This is a genomic window from Helicobacter mastomyrinus (assembly GCF_039555295.1).
GTDB lineage: Bacteria > Campylobacterota > Campylobacteria > Campylobacterales > Helicobacteraceae > Helicobacter_C > Helicobacter_C mastomyrinus.
In genome coordinates this window covers 855,438-880,393 of the sequence record NZ_CP145316.1, presented here as the reverse complement: position 1 = coordinate 880,393, position 24,956 = coordinate 855,438, and the positions used below count along the sequence as shown (strand labels likewise).

Below are 24,956 nucleotides of genomic sequence, written 5' to 3'. Positions count from 1 at the left end.
TGAACCCCTTAAAGCATATAAAATTCAGCTAGAATTATGCGTTAGAAATGCTTAAAGTAAGGATAGTCGTGCAAGGGTATATTTTGTATATGCAAAAAACGCGCACAGAAGATATGATTGTGAAGATTCTCACACCTATGTATATTAAGACATTATATCGATTCTATGGGGCGCGGCATAGCATCATTAATATCGGGCGCAAGATTGATTTTGAAGAAGAGCTCAACCTTGTTTTCCTCCCTAAGCTTAAGCATATTTTGCATTTAGGGCATAAATGGGAATTTGATAGCACACGTTATTATATATGGCAGCATTTTATCAAATTGCTTCATAGGCATCTGTTTGATATATATGAGATTGATACATTTTATTATACGCTTTTAGATGAGGGCGCACATAAGCTACATTCACAGAATCCCAAGCGCGTGGTGCTTGAAATGTATGCTAAGATACTGCACTTTGAGGGGAGGGCACATCAAAGCAAGGATTCTTTATGCTTTATGTGTGAGGGGGCACTTGCCACATCTGTGAGTTTAGCACAGGGCTTTATTTTTGCACATCAGGGCTGCATTGGCGGGAGTAGCTTTGATATAGAGCGGATTTTATCCTTTCTCCATACGCAAAGCACGATTTTGCTTGAAGATGAAGAAGTGAATGGATTATGGGAAATTTTGGGACTTGGTTTGTAAAAATTACCTTTAATTAAACTTAATTAAGAATATTTAAGGTTAGTTACTTTATAATGCGTTTGCGTTTAACGCATATCTCAATTTGAAGGAGACACTATGTCGTATGCAGTCAATGTCCTCAACAAACTTAAAGAACAATATCCTTCACAGACGCTTTTTCATCAAGCTGTGGAGGAAGTGTTTGAATCGCTGAAACCAGCACTTCAAAAAGATAAGAAATATGAATCTTATGCGATTTTAGAGCGTCTCACGATTCCAGATAGAGAAATCCACTTCCGCGTAAGCTGGGTTGATGATAAAGGTAAGATTCAAACCAATCGAGCCTATCGTATAGAATTTAATGCTGCTATTGGACCCTATAAAGGTGGATTGCGATTTCACCCAAGTGTAAATGAAGGTGTGATTAAATTTCTAGGATTTGAACAAATTTTGAAAAACTCTCTTACCACACTTGCTATGGGCGGTGGTAAAGGTGGAAGCGACTTTGACCCTAAGGGGAAAAGTGAAGGTGAAATTATGCGTTTTTGTCAAGCGTTTATGAATGAGCTTTTCCGCCATATTGGTGCCACTACCGATGTGCCAGCGGGTGATATTGGTGTAGGTGGGCGAGAAATCGGCTATCTCTATGGACAATACCGCAAACTTACTAATCGTTTTGATGGTGTGCTTACAGGCAAGGCTCTCTCCTGGGGCGGAAGCTTGGTAAGAACGGAAGCTACGGGCTATGGCTGTGTGTATTTCGCTCAAGAAATGCTCAAAGCACGAGGTGAAAGCTTAGAGGGTAAAATCTGTACCGTTTCGGGTGCTGGTAATGTGGCAATTTATACCGTTGAAAAACTTCAACAACTCGGTGCAATTCCTGTTACTGTGAGTGATTCTCAAGGTATGATTTATGATAAAGATGGTATTGATTTAGCATTGCTTAAAGAGATCAAAGAAGTGCGCCGTGCCTCATTGACAGAATATGCTAAAGAGCGCCCAAGTGCGAAATATACTAAGGTGAGTGATTATCCTGCAGGGACAAATGCAGTATGGGCGATACCTTGTTTTGCTGCGTTCCCATCAGCGACACAAAATGAGCTTAACGCTAATGACGCAAAAACACTTCTAGCCAATGGCTGCAAATGCGTGAGCGAGGGAGCGAATATGCCCTCAACCATAGAAGCTGTCCATCAGTTCCTTAATGCAAAAATCTGCTACGGACCGGGCAAGGCTGCAAATGCTGGTGGTGTAGCTGTAAGCGGACTAGAAATGGCACAAAATGCAAGTATGAATCCTTGGACTTTTGAAGTGGTGGATAAACGTTTGCACGGTATTATGGAAAGCATTTATGCTAATGCAAGTGAGACTGCTAAAGAATTTGGTGAGCCTACAAACCTCGTGCTAGGAGCAAATATCGCCGGATTTAGAAAAGTGGCAGGAGCGATGATAGACCAAGGCGTTATCTAATCTCTCAGCTTCTCTTTTAATGTAAGGAATCTTATTTGATTCCTTACACACTTCTCATACTATCAGTTCCTTTTAGGTTGGGCATATTTTCTTTTGAATCGAGGCATTTTTGATTTTTATTTGTGATATGTAATATCGTAAATTAAATTTTGAGCATTGAGGTTTTAGCACTGCAGACAAACAATTATCATAAAATCATATGTCTTTTTGCGCTCCCATTTTTATGGATGTATATGATGTATGCCTTTGATATTTTGCACAATCCTTGCAAAAATATAAGATACTATATTTTGATTTTTATGTTTGTAGTCTTGCAGATTTAAGGCGTATCAATATGAATATACTTAAAGTATTAAATCTTGAGCTTGCTTATTGAGTGAGTTTTAAAGATTGAGGCTAGAATCTTTATTTATCTTGCATTCAAATCTTTTATGACAACTTGAAACTTTTGTTTTGCAAGCTCTATATACTTTTTTTGGGCTTGCTCACTCATTTTGGAAGTTCGCTGCTTGAGTATGACAAATAGCTTCGGATTCATCGTTTCCCCAACCCACACAAAGCTATCCCTCCTGCTGCAGAGCCAAATCATTGGTGCGCCTAGATTATCTGCAATATGGCTAAGCCCTGTGCTTGGGCTAATGAACAGGGAGGTAGATTCAAGCAATGCTACGATGTTAAGCAAATCAGAATCGTTATTGAATATAGCGACATTTTCCATATCATCAAAGCAAATCTTAGCATTATCTTTATATGTAGGGATAACAAATCCTATATAAGGATAGGTGCGTGCAAGATGTGTGATAAGCTCACGCCAACACTCAAGCGTTAAATTATGGCTCGTGGTATAGACAAAAGGATTGATGGCGACTATGGGGCGATTTTGCAGGTTGTGCTTATGCAGGAAGTCTGCGATTCTCGCCTTATGGCTTGGGCTGCTTTGTAATCTAATGGGTGAGAAATCAATCTTTGGTGGTTTATGCAATAAGTTACAACGGGGGGGGGGGGGTTAATAGAACGATATACAAGCTTTAAAATGCGTTTGTATTGGGGGAGTCTCAAAACATATGGCACATAGGCGATGGAAAATCGTGGAATATATACGGTATCAAATCGCTGCTTTGCAAAACTCCAGCGCGTCATAAATGTGATGATTCGTTTGATATTTGTTTGCTTAAAGATATGGCAAGCTGCACGATTTGACTGTGTGAGGATAAAGAGCGCAAAATTGCGGCTATTAATGTCCTCTATAAGCGTTTTTTCGCTCATCTCTCCCACATCGATAAGGACATCAATAAAGTGAAATTGGCTATATAGATTAATACCATAGGCATTTGTATAGACGATGAGCGTAGCATCAGGGTGGAGGCATTTCATAGCGTAGATTCCATACAGAGCGACCATATTATCCCCAATAAGAGATGCTCGATAGAAACCGATATTCATATAATTCTCCTTGTTTGTATCACTTTGAGGGAGGCATTATAGCCTATGTATCATAATGAGGCAATGAGGGGGGGGGGGGGGTGATGTGGTGAGTTTTTTGTTTTGTTAATGAGTAAAAATATTTTGAAATATTTAGAATACGTAAATTTTTATGTTGTGAAAATATTGATATCACTAGAGTAAATTCCTTATAATTGTTAAAAAAGCAGTAATATATGGATTTTATGGTAAAATTAGTGCAGGCAAAGCCTTGAGATCTAAAAATCAAGTGGTGCGTGGATAAGTAGCAGCGAGATAAAAATTTCTAAAAACTCCTTTGTGATTAAAAATGGAATGAAAACAAAGGAATTTTGGAATGGCAAAATCACTTGTGATAAATTTACCCTTAAGATTAAAAGTGCGTAATATATGTGGCGCTGAGAGTGTGATAGAATTAAAATAAGGAGTAAATATGGCAAAAGATATGCATACACAAGAATGGGATAGTGCCACTCTTACAAAACTTGATGTTTTTGAGCAATATGTGCATGATTGGTTTAATATAACTTCAAGCTATGGGCAAAATGAAAAATTTAATGCTTTAGAAATTTATGATGCACAGGCAAATATAAAGGCTCACCATTAAGAATACTTGATGCGATTCTTAAAAGAAATCCCAAAGGAAAGACAATTAAACTTTATTTTAATGACAATAATGAAGAAAAAATTAAAACTTTAAAAGAAATTATCAACAATGAATATAAAATTTTAAGCGATAGAAAAGATATAAAAATAAAATATACATCAGTAGATACTGATGTATATACACTTTATTCTCAAAAATATTTTAAACTAGTATTTTTAGACCAATATGGTATCAAACATATTCATAAAGCTCAAGAATTTTTAACAAAAGGTACTGATATTCTTATTTTCATTGCTTCTTCATATATAAAAAGATTTTTAGAAGAAAAAACATTTAAAAAATATCTTGATGTTAATTCTATTTCAAAGCGAGATTTCGAAAATAAATCAAATTATGAAACTCATAGGATTATCACTCAATATTTTAAAACAATTTTTAAAAATCATTTTATTGCTCCTTTTTCATTAACAAAAGATAATGGAAATACTAATGGATTAATTTTTATCTCTACCCATCGAAAAGGGCAAGAGCAATTTTTAAAAACAGCATGGAAAATAGATGAAAATTTTGGAGAGGGAAACAAAAATATTGATAGAGATTTTACAAAAGATGAGACCAGTTTATTTTATGAACCCAATGAACCAAGTGAAAAAGAACGAAGATATGCAGAATTATTAAAAGAGTTTTTAAAAGAACAAAGAAGCAATATTGAAATTAAGTATTTTAGCTTAGATAATGGTTTTTTATCAAGGCATACCAATAAGATTCTTAATAGTCTAAAAAATCATTTAGAATGCGCATATTGCAATAATGCTAAGAGAGGTTTTCATCTAGATAGAGACGAAGTTAAAGTAAAGGTAAGGCTTAAGTAATAATGAAACCCACCAAAATCGAATGGGCGCAAGCTGTGTGGAATCCAACTATTGGATGCGATAGAGTAAGCAGTGGGTGTAAAAACTGCTATGCTGAAATTATGGCTAAAAGATTGCAGGCTATGGGAAATAAAGACTACAAAGATGGCTTTCAATTTAAAATGCTAGAACACCGCTTAAACGAGCCTTTAAAAAATAAAAAGCCTACTCTTTATTTTGTTAATTCTATGAGTGATTTATTTCATCAAAAAATGAAAATTTATTTTTTAGATTCTATTATGAAAATAATCTCACAAACTCCCTATCATCAGTATCAAATTCTCACTAAACGACCTCAAAAAATGAGGGAGTATTTTTTACATCATAATATACCAACTAATGTATGGCTAGGCACCACGATAGAAAGCAGTAGAGTAAAAGCAAGGATTGACTTAATAAGAGATTTAAAAGCTTCTGTAAAATGGCTTTCAATTGAACCTTTGCTTGATGATTTGGGAGAGCTTGATTTAAATGGTATTGATTGGGTTATAGTAGGCGGTGAGAGTGGCTATAATGCGCGTATAATGCAAAAATCTTGGCTTATAAATATCAAAATACAATGTGATAGGGCTAAAATTCCTTTTTTCTTCAAACAATGGGGAGCTTATGGAGAAGATGGAATAAAGAGAAATAAAAAGAACAATGGGGCTTTGTTGGACGGAAAAATCTATCAAGCCTTTCCAAACATTAAGCAAGATTATTTAAATTGAGCAATAAAAATAATATTCATTGCTACAGGGAATAGTGTTATGAGGTCTATTTATATGTTAAAATAATACATAAAGGTTTCTCAAACCAACTTTGGTTTGCATACAAGCTAGTGTTTTTTACTCTCATTTGATTTAAAACATCTTCTGCATTTGCTCTCTTAAGTTCTTGCTTTTTTCTAAGAAGTCTTCCGTGGTGTAAAAGGGTAAATGAAAAATTCTCACTCCCGCATAAGATTTAATAAATTCATCAATGCTTTCATCTCTTTCTCCCATCATTACAAGGGCTATCAGGGGAATCTCGCGCTTTTTTAGCGCTTCTAAGGAAAGTAAAATATGATTAATCACACCTAGATAATACTTTGCAACTAAAATGCAAGGCTTTTTACATTTATTTATATAATCAAGCATTGTAAAACGCTCATCAATAGGCGTGAAAAGCCCTCCAGCTGTTTCTATCAGCGCATTTTCACTTTGAGGAAGCTTTATATCAAAGGCTTTATAATCAAGCTTTTCAAGCCTTTTACCAATGTGAGGTGAAGCGGGGGTTTGTAAAAACACGCCTTCTTTAAAAATCTTTGTTTGAGGGCTAAACTTAGCTATAAAAGTGCTATCTGTGGGTATGCCTGCTTGAATAAGTTTAAAATAATCATATTTAAAAGCCGCGCAAAAAGCCGCGCAAAAATGCGTCTTTCCCGCATCTGTGTGCACCCCGCAAACATAAATTTGCATAGATTCTAATAATCTCTAAGAATTAAATTATATTTTGAAATAGGACATATACTCTTTTAAAGAATCCGAAATATTTTTCAGCTCATCAATGGTTTTGTTTGCGTGCTCCAAAGATAAGTGCGTCTCTTGAGAGAGCGTAGCAATACCCTGCATATCGTGTGAAATGCTTTGCATAGCGCTTTCTTGCTGACTAGAAGAAGATGCGACAGTTTGGGCTTTTTCTAGTGAATCTTGAGCTTGAGCTTGAATTTCTTCTAATGTTTGCACCGAATCCATAATAAGCTGCTGTCCTTTTTCAATCTGTGGTACAATCGCTTCAATAGCCTCAACAGAAGTGCCTATGCTATCTTGGATAAGTTTTATCATATTAGCAATTTCAGCCGTTGTAGAAGCGGTACGTTCAGCAAGTTTTCTTACCTCATCGGCAACCACAGCAAAGCCTCGCCCGTGTTCCCCTGCTCTTGCTGCTTCAATAGCAGCGTTAAGCGCTAGAAGATTGGTCTGGTCAGCAATTTCTGCAATGAGATTCGCACTGCCACCAATTTCCATAGATTGCTGTTGTAGCCCACGTATATTATCTGCTGAAGTGCTTATCATCTCGGTAATTTTGCCAATTTCTTGTGCGGTAACATTGATGATTTCCACACCTTTTGTAGAGATCTCCACACTTTTGAGGGAATTTTCCTCTGTTTGTTTAGCGATATTTGACACTTCAATCACAGATTGATTCATTTGCCCTATTTTATTGGTTACGTGTGTGGAGCTTTGCATTTGTGTAATGGCAGCATCTTGAGCCTTATGAGAAGTCTTAGACACCCGCAAGGCAACATCGTGGATTTGATTTGATGAGTGTATGATATATTCTACAATTTCTCTAAGCTTTTGTTGCATTGCTGCAATAGAGTGGAGCATAGAGTTCTCTCTTTTATAATATACAGGGTCAGAGAGGTTACCATTTGCAATTCTCGATACAATATCCGAAGCAGCGTGAGGCTCGCCCCCAAGGAGATTGAGAAGCATACGTATGATAATAATGGCATCAATCACACCAAAAACAATGCTGCACGCTAAAAGCACCAAAAGAATAAGTCTAAACTCATTAACATTTTCTCTTAATTCTATTGTAAGTCGCTGATTTTCATCTTCTTGATAGTCAATAAATTGATTAATTTCTTTGAGCCATTGCGTGAAATAAGGGGCGAGAGTATTAAGTAATGTATAGGCTTTTTGTGAATCTCCTGCAAGCTTGGCTTGTGTGATTTGCACAATTAAAGGAATGCTCTTAGCCTGTGTAGCTTCAATAGCGTTCAAAATGCTAAGTTCTGTCTCATCAAGCAAATGGGTATCAATAAAGTTTTTCTTCATATTGTCTTCAGCTTCTTTGTAGAATTGCTCTAAAGTGTGGATTTGCTCTAAAAGATCGTGCAATCCTTTTTTGTCTTCATTATCAATAAGCACCACATCACGCACGGCTATGGCTCTATCATGGACGCTTCCACGGAAATTAATCGCGTAACGTTGGGCGAGGGCATTTTTATCATTAATGTCTGTAAGCGAGGCGTTAATGCTACTTACACGATTAAGACTGATAAATGCCATAATACACGAAAATACAATTAAGACACCAAAGCCAAGACTTAGCATAAAGCCTACATTTATTTTTCTTCTAGCTTTAGATGGTTGTTCTATGTCTATCATATTTTCTCCTTTTGTAAATATTTTCATGTAAAGCTTCATATGATTATAGCTTTATAAAATATATTTTTAACAAATATCATCCCCATCTGCAAACTTAATATTAAAATATGCTACAATCTCGTATCTTATTGCCAAAGGGGCATTGTTGATGAATACAGGAATAATTGCGGTTATGTTGGGCGTTTCTCTCATACTTGGTTTATTTGGGCTTCTTGCTTTTATATGGGGGCTTAAGAATGGACAATTTGATGACGCAAATAAGATGATGCAGGGTGTGCTTTTTGATTCTGTAGAAGATTTGAATCTTGCCGCAAGAGCTGATAAAAAACAAAATACATTACATTCAAATACAAAAGGAGAAAATAATGAGCAAAATATATGATGTAGGCGTAATAGGCTGTGGTCCAGCGGGCATAAGCGCAGCCATAGAGTGTATAAATAAAAATTTAAGTGTTATCGTATGCGAAAAGGGCGAAAGCCATAATATGAGTATTCGTAAATTTTACAAAGAAGGCAAACGCGTGGATAAAGACTACAAGGGGCAGGTAGTGGAGCTTAAAGGCAGTATTGACTTTAAAGATGGCAATAGGGAATCAACACTTAGTTTTTTTGATGAGATTCTCTCTCCTGTTGAGGTTGCCTATCAAAGCGATGTAGAATCTATCACACCACTTAGCGATAATGAGGGATTTTCTATAAATACAACGGATAATCGTAGCTATAAAGCACGATTTGTTATCATAAGCATTGGCAAAATGGGGCAGCCCAATAAGCCAAGCTATCCTTTTCCTTCCTCTATGAGAAAACGTATCAACTTTAATGCCAATGACGCACAAGGCACAGAGAAGATTCTTGTCGTGGGTGGTGGTAATTCAGCAGTAGAATATGCCTATGATTTAGCTCAAAATATCCAAAATAGCGGAAGTGTAACGCTTAATTATCGTCGCACAGAATTTGCACGCATTAATGATACCAATGCTATGCAGCTTAAAGAAGCCATTACAAAAGGTGTGCTTCAAACAAAACTAGGCATTGATATTCTAAGCCTTGAGGATGATAGTGGTATCGTGGGCGTAAATTTTAGCGATGGGAGCAAAGAGAGCTATGAGCGTGTGATTTATGCTATTGGCGGGGCAAGTCCTGTGGATTTTCTCAAAAAATGTGGCATACAAACAGATGAAAAGGGTGTGCCTACAAGTTCAAATCTTTGGGAAAGCAATGTGAAAAATATTTTTGTCGCAGGGGATATTGCCCTAAAAACAGGCGGTTCTATCGCTGCAGGTCTGCAGCACGGATATGAAATTGCCCAAGAGATTGCAAAAAGACATAGAGTATAATAAAACTTAGGGAGCTATCCCTATCGATATATCTATAACTTGATTCCTTATATAACCCATAGATGTGTTTGGTTTAATGCTTTCATACTACAAAACAAAGCAAGATTAAGTAATGAATCTTGCTTATAAAGTTTATATCCTCGCTACACCACTTTTGATAGCCGCCTCTGCCACAGCATTAGGCACAATATCGATAAGACGTTCGTCAAACGCAGAGGGGATAATATAATCCACTCCAAATTGCATTTTTTTCTTTAAAAGCACTTCTAATTTTTCCGTGATAGGTTCTCGTGCAAGTTCGGCTATCGCCCTTGCAGCGGCAAATTTCATTTCTTCATTAATCTTACTCGCCCTCACTTTAAGCGCACCCTTAAAGATAAAAGGGAAACCAATGACATTATTGATTTGATTAGGGAAATCACTTCGACCTGTTGCTATTATCGCATCAGGTCGGGCTTTTTTAACCACATCAGGCATAATTTCAGGGATAGGATTGCTTAGGGCAAAAATGAGCGGAGAGGCATTCATACCCATAATATCATCAGCCACCAATAAATTGCCCTTTGAAAGCCCAAGTAGCACATCTGCTTCACTAAGTGCGTCTTTAAAAGACTTATAGTTCTCCTTGCAAACAAATTCTTGTTTCATAGCATTTAAGTCTGTCCTATCCGCACTAATAGCCCCCTTAGAATCAAACATCACGAGATTTTTCACGCCAAGTGCTTTATACATTTTCGCACAGGCTATCGCTGCTGCTCCTGCCCCAAATACAACGACTTTAATATCTTCCGCCTTTTTATTAACTAAATGCAGAGCATTAATGGTAGCTGCAGTGGAGATAATAGCTGTGCCGTGCTGGTCATCGTGCATAACGGGTATATCAAGTTCTTTAATCAAACGGGATTCTATCTCAAAGCATTCAGGAGCTTTAATATCTTCTAAATTAATGCCGCCAAATGTAGGGGCAATTGCCTTTACCACAGCGACAAACTTATCCACATCTTTTTCATTCACTTCAATATCAAAGGCATCAACATCGGCAAATGTTTTGAATAAAATCGCCTTTCCTTCCATAACGGGCTTGCTCGCTACCGCGCCAATATCGCCAAGCCCAAGCACAGCTGTGCCATTACTAATAACAGCTACAAGATTGCTTTTAGAAGTATAATCATAAGCACTTAAAGGATTTGCTTCAATCTGCTTGCAAGGCACTGCCACACCGGGCGTATAAGCTAATCCTAATTCATCAATAGAGCGCAATCGCTTGCGTGGGGCAGTGCTGACTTTCCCACCTTTATGATACTTTAAAGCCTCAGGGTAAGCGGCTTTGAGTGTTTCTAAATCCATAGCATATCTCCTTTGGCTTTTTAAATAATGGAGGATTTTTAGCACTTTTTGACAAACAAAGTATAATAAAAGGCAAAACTCGCATAAATACCTCTCTTATTTTCTTTTACATATTTTTAAAGTTAATCTTTTGCTTACTTTTGTGATTTTTAAGCATTTTTAGAATTTATGCCTTCTAGCACTAAATGCACGATTTCGCTTGGAGCAAGAAAGCGGATAGCCGGTCCCCAAAAGCCCACGCCGCTACTCACATAAAGTTGGGTACGTTTGGGATTAGGCAATGTATAAAGCCCGTGTATATAATGCTGGTCTAACCACACAAGCAAAGAAAGTGGGAACACTTGCCCGCCGTGCGTATGTCCGCACAGCACAATATCAAATTCACTCACATCATTTTGTCGCACGAATTTTGGCTGATGCGCGAGTAATATACTTGGCTTATCTGCATTTATTCCCTGCTTTGCTGCATTCAAATCAGGAGGGAATAGCTTAAATTGCTCTCCTGCTATATCGCTTACCCCTACAAGATTCACATTTTCAAGCTCTGTATTGGTATTATTCAAAATGCGAAGATTAAGTGTTTTAAGATGAGCTAAAATTGGCTCGATGCTGTGATAATACTCGTGATTACCCGATACATAATACACGCCTTCCACACTTTGCAAATCTTTTAGCGGCTCTAAATCATCTTTGATAAGATGTATTTTATCATCGACTAAATCCCCTACAATAACGACAATATCGACATTAAGTGCATTGATACGAGCTACAACTTTTTCTAAGAATTCTCTGCCTAATGTCTTGCCTATATGCACATCGCTTATCATCGCAATACTCATTTTGCGCCTTAAGTGAGGGACTTTTAAATAAACTTCCTTGATATGTGGCACACTTAGGGCGTTTGTGAGGCTTTTGAAGCTAAAGTATGCAAAGAGTGTTGCTACGCTCCAATCGATGATTTTGCGTAAAAATACGCGGCGAGAGGCAATAGCTTTAGCATCTGTAGATTCTACACTCTCATTCAGGGAGGCTGTGCGCGATATGTGCTTAGAATGTCGCCTTTGATATTTTGTTGCTAAAAAAGCACAGATTCTAAACATATCCACACATAAACACGCTAAAAAAAGCGAATACCCTAGCACTACACAAGATCCTACGAGCAAATACTGCCAATGAGCAAAGTGTGAATCCCTCACCACAAAGAGTAAAATCTCTCCTGTTGCCAAAAGCACTAAAAAGCCTAGCCCTAGGCATTTATTAATCATAGCACTATGCTGCATAAAGCGCATATACACATAGGCTTTCATCAATGTCAGCACAGCAAAAATAACACCCACAAAAATAAGAATCTTCATCATCACTCCATTTTGTAATCTATCCCAAAGATTCCCAAGCAATGGGACTTATGCCATTTTGTGCCAAATAGGCATTTGCCTCTATAAATACATTGCTCCCTATGAATCCTCGAGCTAAAGGGCTAGGGTGCGGTGCGGTGATAATCTTATGCTTTGTGCTATCAATTAGAGTCGCCTTTTTCTTCGCATAATTCCCCCATAACATAAATACCAAATGTGTTTTATGTGAGGAAAGCGCCTTAATCACGCCATCGCTAAATCGCTCCCAACCAAAATGCTGATGGGAGGCTGCCACATTGGCACGAACACTTAAAATCGCATTGAGCAGTAGCACCCCCTGTCTTGCCCAACCGCTTAAATCTCCGTGTGTAGGCGGAGCGATATGCAAACTCCGTTCTAGTTCTTTATAGATATTTTGCAATGATGGTGGAATCTTCATACCACGTGGCACACTAAAGCTTAAGCCCATCGCTTGAGGTGTAAGCTCTCCATTTATTACCGCGCTTCCGTGATAGGGGTCTTGCCCGAGTATGATGACTTTGAGTGAATCTAAGGGCGTGAGGGCAAAGGCGGTAAATATATCTTTAGGCTTGGGATAGATGACTTCTCCCTTTTGCAAGGCTGCCATATAATGTGCTTTAATATCTGCAAAATAGGGGCTTAATAGTTCATCTTTAAGGAGCGATTTCCAATCGGGTGGAATCTTTACCCTATCAAGTGCGATACTCATTCAATGATTTTGGGCACGATGAAAAAGTTATCTTCCACACAGGGCGCATTTTTAAGCACATCTTGGGCGATAGCAGCATCTTGTGGGACATCTTCTCTTAATGGCGTTTTTAAATCCTCTTTGAAACAATCCTGCGGCACTTCTATACTTGCGATATTTTCTACAAATCCTAGAATCTCTGTTAGCTCTGTTTGCATACTTTGACGCTTATTTTCATTAATATGTATCATAGAAAGTCGCTCTAAGCGCGATAGTAACGCTTCATCAATACGCATTTGCCCTCCTTAATAATAAATAAATGCAGATTATAACACAGAATCTTGCCCTTAGGGTAAAGCCTCGCCCATTAGTGTAGCAATGGCATTTGATTCACACTCAACTCCCATACTCGCACTAAAAAGCTCAAAGGCAAGGGCGGCTTGATGGATAAGCATAGCTCTCCCATCACTGCAAATAAGCTTAAATTCACTTGCTAGATGTAAAAAAGGCGTTTGCTTCCCATAAATCAAATCAAAGGCATAAGAAGCGTGGGTAAAGAGCGCTTCAAGCTGTGATTTAGCACAAGGCAAATGTGTATCATTTAGCCCCGCACTCGTGGTATTGATGATTAAATCATACGTGTTATTTGGCTTAAATGCACTACTTACACTACATTCAAAGCCTTTATCTGCAAAAAATGTAAGTTTAGAATCCGAGCGATTGATGATGGTCGTGGGGATTTGATATGCCTTTAGAATCATCGCTACCGCCTTAGCCGATCCACCCGCACCGATAATAAGGGCATTTTTTATCTTATAGTCTTTAATGCACTCATAAAAACCCTGTGCGTCTGTGTTGTAGCCTATGATTGCGCCATTATCGTGCACCCACGTATTACACGCACCTATGTCCTTAGCCACGCCACGCACCTCATCGCATAAGCTGAAGGCATATTCTTTAAAAGGAATGGTGATATTTGCGCCATTTAAATGATGAGATTCAAAGCTCTTGTAAAGTTCCTCGCCATTTTCTAGCAAAATACGTCCGTAATAGGCATTTATATCACATTTTGCAAAGGCATAATTATGCAAAAGCGGGGATTTAGAATGTGCGATAGGATTCCCATATACTGCGAAAAATCCAAGCATTGAGGGCTATTCTTTAGCAATAAAGTTTGTTGAGATATAGCCATATTGTTTATTAGGGAGTTGAATCTTCGCCCACTCGCCTTGTGTCTCAAGCACAGCAATACGTGTATGATACTTTAAACGCCCAATAATAGCTGCTTGCGTATCTGGCTTAAGGCGGACATTAAGCGTTGTTGATGAGACAATATATACTTTTCCCTCAAGATTCTCTTGTTTTGTTAAAAGACGTGAGGCGACATAACCCTCTACGCCTGATTGTTTTCTTACTTTGCTCCATTGCTCTTGCCAATCAAGCACTTCTAAAGCCTCTCCTACACTTGCACGAGAGATAACCATTCCTTCACTGGAGGGCATATTGCGGATATTGATACGATATTGCGCATAATAGATAGAATCTTGATGTGATTGCTTGGGTGGGGATATTGGATTCTCGATAGGGGTGGGCTGTGAGGCTATACCCTTATCCTCTACATTTTCTGTATTATGGTTATTGTCAATAGTTGTAGCGGGTAAGGATACATTATTAGGATTTGTGTTTTTTTTATCATCACTTTTGTCTAAATGTGCTATATGCTCTAAAGTCGTGAGTTCGTGGGAATGGTTGGGACGAGAGAGAATGAGATTTCCTTGATCCATAAAAATAATAATACTAGCATATATAGCAAGTCCAATGAGGACGATAAGGAATGGAAATGAATAGATTTTAAAAAAAGTTCGTGTGTTCAAATTAAAGCCTCTTTTAGTTTATAAATAATTTATATGAAATGCACACCGCTTTGCGCACACACTTCGCCAATAATATACCCATCAAAAGGATGGACAAACTGCAGCATTTCATCGCTTTTAGCCTTATCGACAGCAAGAATCATACCAGTTCCCATATTGAAAGTGCGATACATTTCATCTTTTTCTACATATCGGCTAAGAAGCATAAAAATAGATGGGATTTTCATCGCTTTTGAATCTATTTTGGCACCAAGCCCATTAGGCAATATACGAGGTAGATTCTCCACAATGCCTCCACCGGTGATATGCGCTAATCCGTGCAAATATAGACGCAAAGTAGATTGATAGATTGCCTTAAAAAGCGGCACATAAATGCGTGTAGGAGTAAGCAATATATCAAGTAAAGGCTGTCCCTCAAAATCTGCCTCAAGAGACATTTGCAATTTCTCAAAAAGCACCTTTCTCACTAAAGAATAGCCATTACTATGCAGTCCACTACTTGGTAAGGCGATAAGCACATCTCCTGCTTTGATACATTGGGTTTGCACATCTTCTTTTTCTGCAATCCCTACGGCAAATCCAGCTAAATCAAAATCATCTTTGGCATACATACCGGGCATTTCTGCACTCTCTCCGCCAATGAGGGCACATTGGGCTATTTTACAGCCCTCAACAATCCCGCTAATAACTGCAAGCGCATCTTTTGAGCATAATTTACTCGTAGCATAATAATCCAAGAAAAACATTGGTGTGGCAAAATTGCAAATCAAGTCATTTACGCACATTGCCACCAAATCAATGCCAACGCTAGAAAGTCTACGGCTATCAATAGCAAGGCGAAGCTTTGTGCCAACACCATCAGTCGCACCCAAAATCACAGGATTTTTATATCCACTAGGCAAAGCGTATGCCCCGGCAAAAGAGCCTATCCCGCCGATTACATTAGTATCAAAGGTTGATTTCACAAGTGGCTTTAAACCCTCCACAAGTGCATTTCCTGCATCAATATCCACACCAGAATCTTTATAGCTTATCATTAAATATCCTTTGAATACTGCATATATTTTTGAGTCAAAATGCGTAAATATACCATAAAAATGATTTAGATTCTGTTGTATAGTTTTAGCTTTAATTACTCGTGCGATAGCGGAATTGTCCGTTTTTGTAGACAAGTTTTGCACCACCAATGCTAAAAAGCCATTTATTTTCAATAAAGTTTTTCAAAAACGCTGCCAGTTCACCGTTGATATGCTTTTTATACACCACACCCACGCCATCAGTATGCCCGATAGAACACACAGTGCCACGATGTTTAAAGCGAAAGGTCTTTTTTTGTTCTTGCTTGCGGAGTATTTTTAATAAACTTTTGCCGACATAATCGCCCATTTGTGCGGAAAGTTGTGCAGTAGGAGCGTGGATTACATCACGTGAGGCAAATAAAGCACAATCCCCCACCACATAGATATTTTCATATTGTGGACATCGTAGATAGCTATCCACTTTTATACGTCCCTTTTTGGTTTCAAAGCAGGATTTCTCAAGGCTATCATTGCCTTTTACTCCAGCGCTCCATAAAATCGTATTGCCCTCAATATGTTTGCTTTTTCCATTATGTTTGATTATCACGCCATCCTCGAGGCATTCTTGTACTTCTCCATTGCATATTACCTCCACACCAAAGGCTTCAAGCTTCTTTTGTGCCAAGGCACTTGCCTTTTTGCTAAACATTGGCAGGATTCGCTCACTCCTGCCAATACAGGTAACCTTAGGCACATCACGTGGAATCCCGCTAATTAAACATAGTTCATCAAGCCTAGAGGCAAGCTCTGCGGCAAATTCAATGCCTGTGAATCCTGTTCCACACACAATCACACTTAAATCATTTGCATTCTTTGTGTGGCAATATTCTTTGAAACGATATTCAATGAGTTTATCAAGCTTTAATGCAGCATTGAGAGATGAAAGCTTATGAGCGTATTTTTTCACCCCTTTAATGCCAAAATCATCGGGTCTAAAACCAAGCCCTATTACCAAATAATCGTATTCATACGCTCCGCCATTACCAATAACACGCTTTTTTTCTGGTTCAAAGGAGAGAATCTTATCTTTTATAAAATGCACTTTGTCTAAATCGAGCACCTTGCGAATGTAGATTCTCGCTTTACGTGCGCTCAATGTGCCAATGGCTACTTTATGCAAAAGTGTCGTTTGGTAGTGATAGTCGTGTTTACTAATGAGTGTAACCTCTGCCTCATCTTTAAGATTCTGCTGTAGCGTAATGGCTGTGCGTAAGCCCCCATATCCCCCACCAAGAATTAGAATTTTGGGTTTCATACTTTGCCTCTTTGAAAAGAAGTTGTAAGTTGTAAATATGTAGTGAAATAGTATCGATTTTTTATCAAAATAAGCATAAATAATATTAAAAAGTAAAAAAATAATTTATTTTTTGTGAATTTTACTCATTTTTGCAGCTTTTAGTATTCTTAAAAAAGCGAAATATTTAGAATAGTCTAAAATGTTTCAGGGACAGAGTTATTTAATCTTAATAAGAAAGAAAGTATAGTTTTGTTTTGAAGGCCTAGTTTCTAACTATTATGGCTGCGCTGTTGTAGCTAAAGCTACCGTGTAGTCTTGCTCGTTCTGTATTATACACTCATTTCATAGAGTCTTTTGCGTTCATTAGAGCTTGCTATATCAAGCTGCTGGCGGTATTTAGTAATCGTGCGCCGCACCATTTTAAGCTCAAACTTTTCCTCTACCATTTTAAGAATCTTCAAATCACTTAAAGGCTTTTTTCTATCTTCATTTTTGACAAGATTTAAAATGAAATCCTTAATAGATGCATTAGAAGTATCCCCATCAATAGCTGCAGTAAAGAAGCTTTTGATAGGGAAAATCCCCCTATCGCATTCAAGATATTTGTTTGCAATCGCACGTGAGATCGTGCTAGGGGCATAGCCTAAGTCTTGGGCTATATCTTTTAGCTTCATAGGGCGAATCTCCCCACCCATAAAAAAATCATATTGATTTTCCCTCAAAGCAATAGCGATTTTAAGAATCGTAGCCTTGCGCATATCGAGCGCATCGACTAAATCTTTTGCTTCCTTAAGCTTTGTTTTCAAAAACTCCGCACCCGCTTTATCTTTTGTGCTTTTAATATTTTCTTCAATAAGAATCTTAGGATAGTAGCTATCATTGATGGAAACTTCAAGCTCATAGGCAGTATTTTTAAGACTATCACTTTTGGTGCGCTCAAAAATGAAAATATCAGGTATTACTTCGCTTTCTCTTGCGCCAAATTCAATAGCAGGGGGATTTTTAAAAGTCTTAATTGTTTTCATCACTTCATTATAGGAGCTGTGATTCTTATATTTATTATGGCAGTGTAAATCACGTATGATAGATCGAGCCAACTCATAGCTCTCCCCTTCTAAATCGGTGTTATCAAGTTGAAAGAGAAAGGATTCTATAATATCCTTCGCTCCCACACCATAAGGTTCTAGATAGGCAAACCTCTGTCTTATGCGCTCAACCTCATATTCATCTATGCCCAAATCTATGGCAATCTCACCCACAGCTACGTCTAAATAGCCCTCATCATTGAGATTTTCAAGAATTTTAAAGGCAATTTTACGTGAAATTTCTGTGGGAAAAAGCACAGAATCAATTTGTTCCTCAAGCACCTCATAAAGGCTTTTTTCACTAATATGGGTAGATTCAAAATTATCATTTGAAGTAGGCGTATGGTTTTGAGATACTCGGCGATTTTTGCCTTGCAAGCTATGTGTTATTTGGCTTTGCACATTGGCATAAGGATTTTCTTCCACTACATTGTTTAAAGTCTCTTCAAGTTCTGTTAGCCCACTTTGTAAGATAGGTAGCCAACTTTTCAGCGTTGTAGAAAGCCGTGTTTTAACATTGGGTTTATTTTTTAGCCTACCACCTACACTCATACTTTGAAATGCTCTCCTAGATAATATTTTTTCACTAATTCATTCGCATAAATTTCCTCTGCATTGCCACTTGCTAATAACGCACCACCTTTAATAACATAAGTGCGAGAACAGACAGAGAGTGTTTCACGCACATTATGGTCGGTGATAAGCACCCCTATGCCAAGTTCAGTGAGCTTTAGAATAATATTTTGTATATCACTTACTGCGCGGGGATCTACTCCTGCAAAAGGCTCATCAAGCAAAATAAATTTTGGGTCTTTGACTAAAGCACGAGCAATTTCTACACGTCTTCTCTCTCCACCACTTAGACTTATGCCTTTTCTGGCGCGGATAGGCTCGATATTAAATTCTGCGAGCATATTTTCAATTTTTATTTGCCTATTTTTCACACCTTTAATGCTAATTTCAGCAGCTAAAATAAGGTTTTCTTCCACACTTAAATCTTTAAAAATACTTGATTCTTGTGGGAGATAGCCTATACCTAGATTAGAGCGTTGGTGTAAGGGGAGATTGGTAATGTCTGTGTGATTAAGCAAAACTTTACCCGCACTTGGGTGCAAAAGCCCACATATCATATAAAATGTAGTTGTTTTCCCTGCACCATTAGGACCTAAAAGCCCCACAACCTCGCCACTATTAACTTCCAAAGAAATATCTTGCACAATTTTAGTTTTTTTAATATGTTTGCTTAGATTTTGTGCTGATAATTTATTCATGGCTCACCTCATAGATTCTGTGATGTGAAGGTGTGGGTGTAATGTGAATGAAGATTACTTGAAAACCATTTTGTTTTAGTATTTGCCCTAAGTTTTCATCGCCCCATTCGATAAAATGTAATCCTTCCTGCATAAGCATATCAAGCAAGCCTAGTTCAAGCATTTCTCGCAGGGATTTGCGATACATATCATAATGGTAAATTACACCATAGTGCGGATTGTCATAAGCAAGAGAGAGGCTAAAGGTAGGGGAATTTACTCGTGTAGTAGTATCAAAAGATTCTACGAAATGGCGCACAAGAGTAGTTTTTCCACTGCCTATATCACCTTGTAAAAGCACAACATACCTATCTTGTAATATATTTTTTAATTCTTGGCACAATATATGGAGTTCATCTTCTGCTAAAGTAACCTCATTCACAACAAATCCTTTGTGATTACTTTTTTAATCCCCACGCTTTCATTGATAGCCATTATCAAATCTTTATTTTGATTTAAGAAGGCTTGTTTAGAATCGCTTGAAGACACATTTTGTGTTTCTGTGGATTGTGCATCATTTGGAATATTTGGTGTGGGTGCTGCTAATGACTGTGTGTGAGGGATTGAAGTAGGCTGTGCTATATCTGTATTCATAGTATTTGTAGTGGATTCTAAAGATGGAGTGGGAGATTGGGAGGTGTGGGTGGTATCTTGCGAAAGAGGCTCTTGTGTGGCAACTTGCTCGATTTGTGTGCCATCACCAAAAACAGCCCGAACAAGAGAAAAAACAATTTTGCTATGCTCTTTTAAAAGTGCCTTATCTGCACCTTGTGCTACACTCTGCCAACGCAAAAGATGGCTAGATTCTATAAATTCGACAAAGCGGACATTGTGCTCAAATGCTACGCCTAATTGCTCATTGCGGTCTTTGAGTTTGGTAATCAATGTATCAAAACGCATTTTTGCACTAAGTGGGGCTGTTGTGGCAGGGGGTGTTTGAGCGGGAGTAGGTGTTATAGTATTGGTTGTATTTGCCATAGGGGTGGGGCTAGTAGGAGATGTATGCGGGATTGAAGGACTTAAGGGGTTTTGTCTATTTTGTATATGAGTGGCATCTTGCTGTCCAAAAAGCTCATTTTCAAGCTCCTCTATCATAGATTCTATATCTTTTACTTTCATTGCTTCTTGCATTTTGAGTGTGCATAAAAGCAGCACGAACACACCATCGGTATTAAGGCTTAAGAGGCTTTTAGATTCGCTCAAAATCCTTGCAAATCTATCAAGGAGCAATGGCGGGAAATCGTTATCTTTTTGCAATAATTTATCTTTTAAAAACAGCATCATCTCATCAAGTATCATTTCGCATTCATATTCAAAGAGCATCTCAAGTATGCCATGCGTTTTTGCCTCATCTTTATGTACGATACTTAAGAAGTAATCCCCCAATACCTGCGGATCTACCACGCCTAGCATCTCACTTATGGCTGCTACTTCAATGTGATTTTTGCAAAATATAATGGCTTGGTCTAGTAAGGTAAGCGTATCGCGCAAACTTCCCGCCCCACTACGTGCGATAATATCAAGGGCTTGTGCCTCATAACTTACGCCCTCTTTGTTAAGAATGTTGCTAATATGTTCTATGACAAGTCTGTGAGGGATTTGTTTAAATCTAAAATGCTGTGTGCGACTTAGAATAGTTGCTGGAAGCTTCAATGGGTCGGTAGTAGCAAGGATAAACTTTACAAATTCTGGTGGTTCTTCAAGTGTCTTAAGTAAGGCGTTAAAAGCCTCTTTGCTTAGCATATGCACCTCATCGATGATAAAAATCTTATATCGTGCAAAGCTCGGGCTGTATTTTGTCTGCTCGATTACACGCTTAATATCATCAATCCCCCTCGAACTTGCTGCGTCCATTTCTATAATATCTATATGTCTGTTTTGCAATGCCGCTACACAGCTCGCGCAAGTGCCACAAGGCGTGCTTGTAGGTCCGCTTTCGCACTGCAAGGCACGGGCGAAGATTCTCGCTGAACTCGTCTTGCCACTTCCGCGAAGCCCACTAAAAAGATATGCGTGAGAGATATGCTTAGAATCTAATGCTAAGGAGAGCGTTTGAGAAATGGCATTTTGCCCTATTAAATCACTAAAGCAAGTAGGGCGGTATTTCAAGGCTAGGGCGGTAGAATTCATTATTTACCTCTAATGAAACAAACTAAAAATAGCATTGTATAAAAAGAATCTAAAAGTATCATAAGGGCTTATTTGTGTCCTTGTCTTCTTCCTCGCTATAAGTAAATACAGGCAAAGAGAGCTTATAAAAAATTGCGAGTAGTCTTGCACTCACACCAATAGCTAAGGTAATGAGTGTTGCAAGCATTATATCAAGTTTAATATATTCAAGCAGTGCGTAATAAATCGCTCCCGCGATAATGGCAATTCCTGCGTAAATTTCTTTTTGAAACACAAGGGGAATCCGCATACATAAAATATCACGTAAAATCCCGCCAAACACTCCTGTGATCACCGCCGCGCTGACCGCGATAATAAAGCCATAACCCTTATCAATAGCCACCTGTGCGCCCAAAATGCTAAAGACAACCAACCCCACTGCATCGAGTGTTAAAAATACATTTTCTGAACGTGCCACTACGCGGGGGACTTTTGTCGTAAGTAGTGCAGCAACACAAATAAGCACAACATATTGAGGGTGAGCCACCCAAGTGAGCGGATAATGCTCCAATAGAATATCACGAATAGAGCCTCCGCCAATAGCCGTAACAAGCGCGATAAACATCACGCCAAAAAGGTCCATTTTATGCTTTCCTGCGGCAAGTGCGCCTGTTATACCTTCAGCTGTGATGGCAATCACATAAAGTGTAGTAATGAGCATATTTCTCCTTGCCCTATTGTTCATCTAAAAAATTAAAGGTATTCTAACTTGATAGAGCTTAGAAAATTAGAAAATATATTTTATGGAATCACATTTGCTTTAAAGATATGCATAAAAACGCACAAGATTCTAAATGCAAAGGATAGCACAATGATGAGGTCTCTCTATACTGCCACCACAGGTATGCTAGGGCAGCAGTTACAAATCGATACGACATCAAATAATATCGCCAATGTCAATACCACTGGCTACAAAAAGCAGAGGGCGGAATTTGCCGATTTGTTTTATCAAGTGTTGCAATATGCAGGCACAAGCACGAGCGAGACGACTATCTCTCCCACAGGTATTGAGGTAGGCATTGGTGTACGTCCTGTGGCAATTCAAAAGATGTTTTCTCAAGGGCACCCAAAAGAGACAGAAAACAATCTTGATATTGCCATTCAAGGCAATGGATTCTTCCAAATCGAGCTTCCTGATGGGAATATTGCCTATACACGTGCAGGGAGTTTTAAGCTTGATAATGAAGGCAATGTAGTCAATGCCGATGGTTATCGTTTAATACCTGAAATTACTATACCTGAGGGAGCGACACAAATCAATATTGGCACTGATGGGACGGTGAGTGTGGTTGAGGGGAATGAAACGGAAGTGAATATTTTAGGACAAATTGAAATTGTAAATTTCATTAACCCTGCGGGTTTACACTCTTTGGGTGATAATTTATTTATTAATACCAATGCTTCAGGCGATCCCATAGCTGGAGTAGCAGGACTCGATGGCTTTGGGCAATTAAGACAGGGATTTTTAGAAATCAGCAATGTAAAGTTGGTTGAAGAAATGACAGATTTAATTACCGGGCAAAGAGCCTACGAAGCAAATTCAAAAACGATTCAAACTGCAGATTCTATGCTGCAAACGGTCAATAGCTTGAAGCGATAATAATTATTCTTTATAAATTAGAATATGGGGATAAGAGACTTTAGCTATAATCAGTAAGAAGAAGCTGCATTGCATTTTTGCATTTAAGAGAATTTTATTTTTTAGATTTCTTAAAAATAGGTGAAATCTATAAAAGTTGAGTTTTAAACCCCCTAAATATTGCTTCCAAGCTCTCCCTCACATAGCGCACCTGCTCTTTAGTGATGATATAAGGAGGCATAAAATAAATCGTATTTCCAAGCGGACGCAATAAAAGCTCCTTTTTTAAAGCCCTTTTAAACACCTCAAGCCCCGCTCTTTTGTAAGGGCTTTGCAAAATATCAAAGGCATATATCATTCCCTTTTGGCGAAAATTTCCTAAAAAATGAAAATCTTTTAAAGATTGAAATTCATCGGCGATATATTTTGACATTTCCTTATTTTTTGCCACCACATTTTGCATTTCAAAAATATCGAGCACCGCATTTGCCGCACTACACGCTAAGGCATTGCCCGTATAAGAGTGTGAATGCAAAAAGGCTTTATTGCTTTCATATTCTGCATAAAAGGCATTATATATTTCATCTTTTACTAGTACCACAGACAAAGGTAAAAATCCGCCCGTAATGCCTTTAGAGAGACATAAAAAATCTGGTTTTTCCCTGCATTGCTCCATTGCAAACATACTGCCACTGCGTCCAAAGCCCACAGCGATTTCATCAAAAATCACTTGCACCCCAAATTGATGGCATAATTTAATCGCCTCATCGATAAAAGCCGCACTATACATATTCATATTTCCTGCACATTGAATCAAAGGCTCTAAGATAAAGGCACAAAGCTCCTCCGTGCGTGTTTGAAGTATAGATTCTAAGGCTTTAAGCTCTTTTTCAAAGTCCTCTCCGCTTGGCACGGGCGTTGTCAGGCACTCTAAAAGCAAGGGTGCATAAGTATCCTTATACAAACTCACATCACCCACGCTTAAAGCCCCCAAAGTCTCACCGTGATAGGCATTGCTAAGCGCTAGGAATTTATTTTTCTTTTTGCTTGTGTTAAGATGATAGTGAAAACTCATTTTCAGCGCTACTTCAATCGCACTTGAGCCATTATCCGCATAAAAGCATTTATCAAAGTTTGTAAGCTTGCAAAGCCTTTGAGAAAGGCGAATAATAGGCTCGTGTGAGAATCCTGCTAAGATAATATGAGCTAATTCATCAACTTGACTTTTGATCGCTGCTGCGATTTGTGCGTTGCAATGCCCGAAAAGATTGACCCACCACGAGCTTACGCAATCCATATACCTTGCCCCATCAAAATCATACAAATACATTCCGTCTGCTTTTTTGATAGGGATTAGCGGGATATTTTCGTGGTCTTTCATCTGGGTGCAAGGATGCCAAATATGTGCTAAATCGAGGTTTTTTAAATCTTGATTGTTTGGATTTAAAGCTAGATTTTGCATTAAATTTTCCTTAAAATAATTAGTATTTTATAAAAACAAAGTTGATATAATCTTGAAAAAATTATAAGGAATTTGATAAGCAATGAATCTTGATAAACGCCCTTTTAAGCATCTTTAAAGCTCATCAAAACCCACAAATTGCAGCCCTAATGGTTAAAA

At 38.1% G+C, this 24,956-nt stretch carries 26 protein-coding genes; 8 read left to right on the top strand and 18 right to left on the bottom strand.

The window, feature by feature from the left end; genetic code table 11:
- Positions 1-68 precede the first annotated feature (68 nt).
- A complete protein-coding gene (gene recO, locus V3I05_RS04345) occupies positions 69-689 on the top strand; it encodes a recombination protein RecO (RefSeq protein ID WP_343354153.1) in 621 nt (206 codons plus the stop codon).
- A 96-nt stretch (positions 690-785) separates the two neighbouring features.
- Complete coding sequence (gene gdhA, locus V3I05_RS04340; RefSeq protein ID WP_295697930.1) at positions 786-2,138, top strand: NADP-specific glutamate dehydrogenase; 1,353 nt, start codon at positions 786-788, stop codon at positions 2,136-2,138.
- A 409-nt stretch (positions 2,139-2,547) separates the two neighbouring features.
- Here gdhA and V3I05_RS04335 read toward each other — a convergent pair whose 3' ends face one another.
- Positions 2,548-3,120 carry a glycosyltransferase family 9 protein gene (locus V3I05_RS04335; protein WP_343354151.1) on the bottom strand — a complete coding sequence of 191 codons (573 nt, stop codon included), beginning with the start codon at positions 3,118-3,120 and terminating at the stop codon, positions 2,548-2,550.
- On the bottom strand, positions 3,006-3,581 hold the full coding sequence (locus tag V3I05_RS04330) for a hypothetical protein (RefSeq protein ID WP_343354150.1): 576 nt from the start codon (positions 3,579-3,581) through the stop codon (positions 3,006-3,008). The genes V3I05_RS04335 and V3I05_RS04330 overlap by 115 nt, the downstream gene beginning before the upstream one ends.
- Before the next feature lie 451 nt (positions 3,582-4,032).
- Here V3I05_RS04330 and V3I05_RS04325 point away from each other — a divergent pair, with 451 nt between their 5' ends.
- Genes V3I05_RS04325 through V3I05_RS04320 form a run of 3 tightly spaced genes read left to right on the top strand, consistent with a single transcriptional unit; the run spans position 4,033 to position 5,827 of the window.
- A complete protein-coding gene (locus tag V3I05_RS04325; RefSeq protein WP_343354148.1) occupies positions 4,033-4,206 on the top strand; it encodes a hypothetical protein in 174 nt (57 codons plus the stop codon).
- Between the two features lie 2 nt (positions 4,207-4,208).
- Positions 4,209-5,078: a three-Cys-motif partner protein TcmP gene (tcmP, locus tag V3I05_RS10640; RefSeq protein WP_425531747.1), complete on the top strand. Its 870-nt coding sequence runs from the start codon at positions 4,209-4,211 to the stop codon at positions 5,076-5,078.
- A gap of 2 nt (positions 5,079-5,080) precedes the next feature.
- Entirely contained in the window at positions 5,081-5,827 is a 747-nt protein-coding gene (locus V3I05_RS04320) for a phage Gp37/Gp68 family protein (protein ID WP_295697922.1), read from the top strand.
- A 132-nt stretch (positions 5,828-5,959) separates the two neighbouring features.
- Here V3I05_RS04320 and V3I05_RS04315 read toward each other — a convergent pair whose 3' ends face one another.
- Positions 5,960-6,556, bottom strand: a complete 597-nt coding sequence (locus tag V3I05_RS04315; RefSeq protein ID WP_300450214.1) for a dethiobiotin synthase — start codon at positions 6,554-6,556, stop codon at positions 5,960-5,962.
- Positions 6,557-6,583: 27 nt separating this feature from the next.
- Positions 6,584-8,254, bottom strand: a complete 1,671-nt coding sequence (locus tag V3I05_RS04310) for a methyl-accepting chemotaxis protein (RefSeq protein WP_343354145.1) — start codon at positions 8,252-8,254, stop codon at positions 6,584-6,586.
- A gap of 148 nt (positions 8,255-8,402) precedes the next feature.
- Between V3I05_RS04310 and ccoS the strand changes: the two genes are divergently transcribed.
- Entirely contained in the window at positions 8,403-8,636 is a 234-nt protein-coding gene (ccoS, locus tag V3I05_RS04305; protein WP_295697914.1) for a cbb3-type cytochrome oxidase assembly protein CcoS, read from the top strand.
- The gene (locus V3I05_RS04300) at positions 8,620-9,591 is read left to right on the top strand and encodes an NAD(P)-binding domain-containing protein (RefSeq protein WP_295697913.1); all 972 of its coding nucleotides are present in this window, start codon (positions 8,620-8,622) and stop codon (positions 9,589-9,591) included. The genes ccoS and V3I05_RS04300 overlap by 17 nt, the downstream gene beginning before the upstream one ends.
- Positions 9,592-9,723: 132 nt before the next feature.
- Here V3I05_RS04300 and V3I05_RS04295 read toward each other — a convergent pair whose 3' ends face one another.
- From V3I05_RS04295 to V3I05_RS04235, 13 genes are all read right to left on the bottom strand, one after another.
- Positions 9,724-10,938: a malic enzyme-like NAD(P)-binding protein gene (locus tag V3I05_RS04295; protein ID WP_343354143.1), complete on the bottom strand. Its 1,215-nt coding sequence runs from the start codon at positions 10,936-10,938 to the stop codon at positions 9,724-9,726.
- Positions 10,939-11,087: 149 nt separating this feature from the next.
- Positions 11,088-12,293, bottom strand: a complete 1,206-nt coding sequence (locus V3I05_RS04290) for a metallophosphoesterase (protein WP_300446617.1) — start codon at positions 12,291-12,293, stop codon at positions 11,088-11,090.
- Between the two features lie 19 nt (positions 12,294-12,312).
- Positions 12,313-13,023 carry a uracil-DNA glycosylase gene (ung, locus tag V3I05_RS04285; RefSeq protein WP_295697904.1) on the bottom strand — a complete coding sequence of 237 codons (711 nt, stop codon included), beginning with the start codon at positions 13,021-13,023 and terminating at the stop codon, positions 12,313-12,315.
- Positions 13,020-13,298, bottom strand: a complete 279-nt coding sequence (gatC, locus tag V3I05_RS04280) for an Asp-tRNA(Asn)/Glu-tRNA(Gln) amidotransferase subunit GatC (RefSeq protein ID WP_300446620.1) — start codon at positions 13,296-13,298, stop codon at positions 13,020-13,022. Before gatC ends, ung begins: the two co-directional genes overlap by 4 nt.
- Positions 13,299-13,349: 51 nt before the next feature.
- A complete protein-coding gene (locus V3I05_RS04275) occupies positions 13,350-14,150 on the bottom strand; it encodes a shikimate dehydrogenase (RefSeq protein WP_295697899.1) in 801 nt (266 codons plus the stop codon).
- A gap of 6 nt (positions 14,151-14,156) precedes the next feature.
- Positions 14,157-14,876, bottom strand: a complete 720-nt coding sequence (locus tag V3I05_RS04270; RefSeq protein ID WP_300446624.1) for an SH3 domain-containing protein — start codon at positions 14,874-14,876, stop codon at positions 14,157-14,159.
- A 29-nt stretch (positions 14,877-14,905) separates the two neighbouring features.
- Positions 14,906-15,913, bottom strand: coding sequence for a phosphoribosylformylglycinamidine cyclo-ligase (gene purM, locus V3I05_RS04265; RefSeq protein WP_343354140.1), 1,008 nt, complete (start codon positions 15,911-15,913; stop codon positions 14,906-14,908).
- 91 nt (positions 15,914-16,004) lie between these two features.
- Positions 16,005-17,210, bottom strand: a complete 1,206-nt coding sequence (locus V3I05_RS04260) for an NAD(P)/FAD-dependent oxidoreductase (protein ID WP_343354138.1) — start codon at positions 17,208-17,210, stop codon at positions 16,005-16,007.
- Between the two features lie 311 nt (positions 17,211-17,521).
- Positions 17,522-18,829 (bottom strand): RNA polymerase factor sigma-54, encoded by a 1,308-nt coding sequence (locus V3I05_RS04255; RefSeq protein ID WP_295697888.1) that lies wholly within the window; start codon positions 18,827-18,829, stop codon positions 17,522-17,524.
- Positions 18,826-19,548, bottom strand: coding sequence for an LPS export ABC transporter ATP-binding protein (lptB, locus tag V3I05_RS04250; RefSeq protein ID WP_295697886.1), 723 nt, complete (start codon positions 19,546-19,548; stop codon positions 18,826-18,828). The genes V3I05_RS04255 and lptB overlap by 4 nt, the downstream gene beginning before the upstream one ends.
- Complete coding sequence (gene tsaE / locus V3I05_RS04245) at positions 19,541-19,969, bottom strand: tRNA (adenosine(37)-N6)-threonylcarbamoyltransferase complex ATPase subunit type 1 TsaE (protein ID WP_295697883.1); 429 nt, start codon at positions 19,967-19,969, stop codon at positions 19,541-19,543. The genes lptB and tsaE overlap by 8 nt, the downstream gene beginning before the upstream one ends.
- The gene (locus V3I05_RS04240) at positions 19,966-21,717 is read right to left on the bottom strand and encodes a DNA polymerase III subunit gamma/tau (protein ID WP_343354136.1); all 1,752 of its coding nucleotides are present in this window, start codon (positions 21,715-21,717) and stop codon (positions 19,966-19,968) included. Before V3I05_RS04240 ends, tsaE begins: the two co-directional genes overlap by 4 nt.
- A 58-nt stretch (positions 21,718-21,775) precedes the next feature.
- Complete coding sequence (locus tag V3I05_RS04235) at positions 21,776-22,417, bottom strand: trimeric intracellular cation channel family protein (protein ID WP_300446635.1); 642 nt, start codon at positions 22,415-22,417, stop codon at positions 21,776-21,778.
- 150 nt (positions 22,418-22,567) lie between these two features.
- Between V3I05_RS04235 and flgG the strand changes: the two genes are divergently transcribed.
- Positions 22,568-23,356, top strand: coding sequence for a flagellar basal-body rod protein FlgG (flgG, locus tag V3I05_RS04230; RefSeq protein ID WP_295697874.1), 789 nt, complete (start codon positions 22,568-22,570; stop codon positions 23,354-23,356).
- A 127-nt stretch (positions 23,357-23,483) separates the two neighbouring features.
- On the opposite strand, the gene V3I05_RS04225 is transcribed toward flgG, so the two are convergent.
- Positions 23,484-24,797 (bottom strand): adenosylmethionine--8-amino-7-oxononanoate transaminase, encoded by a 1,314-nt coding sequence (locus tag V3I05_RS04225; protein ID WP_343354134.1) that lies wholly within the window; start codon positions 24,795-24,797, stop codon positions 23,484-23,486.
- Between the last annotated feature and the right edge of the window lie 159 nt (positions 24,798-24,956).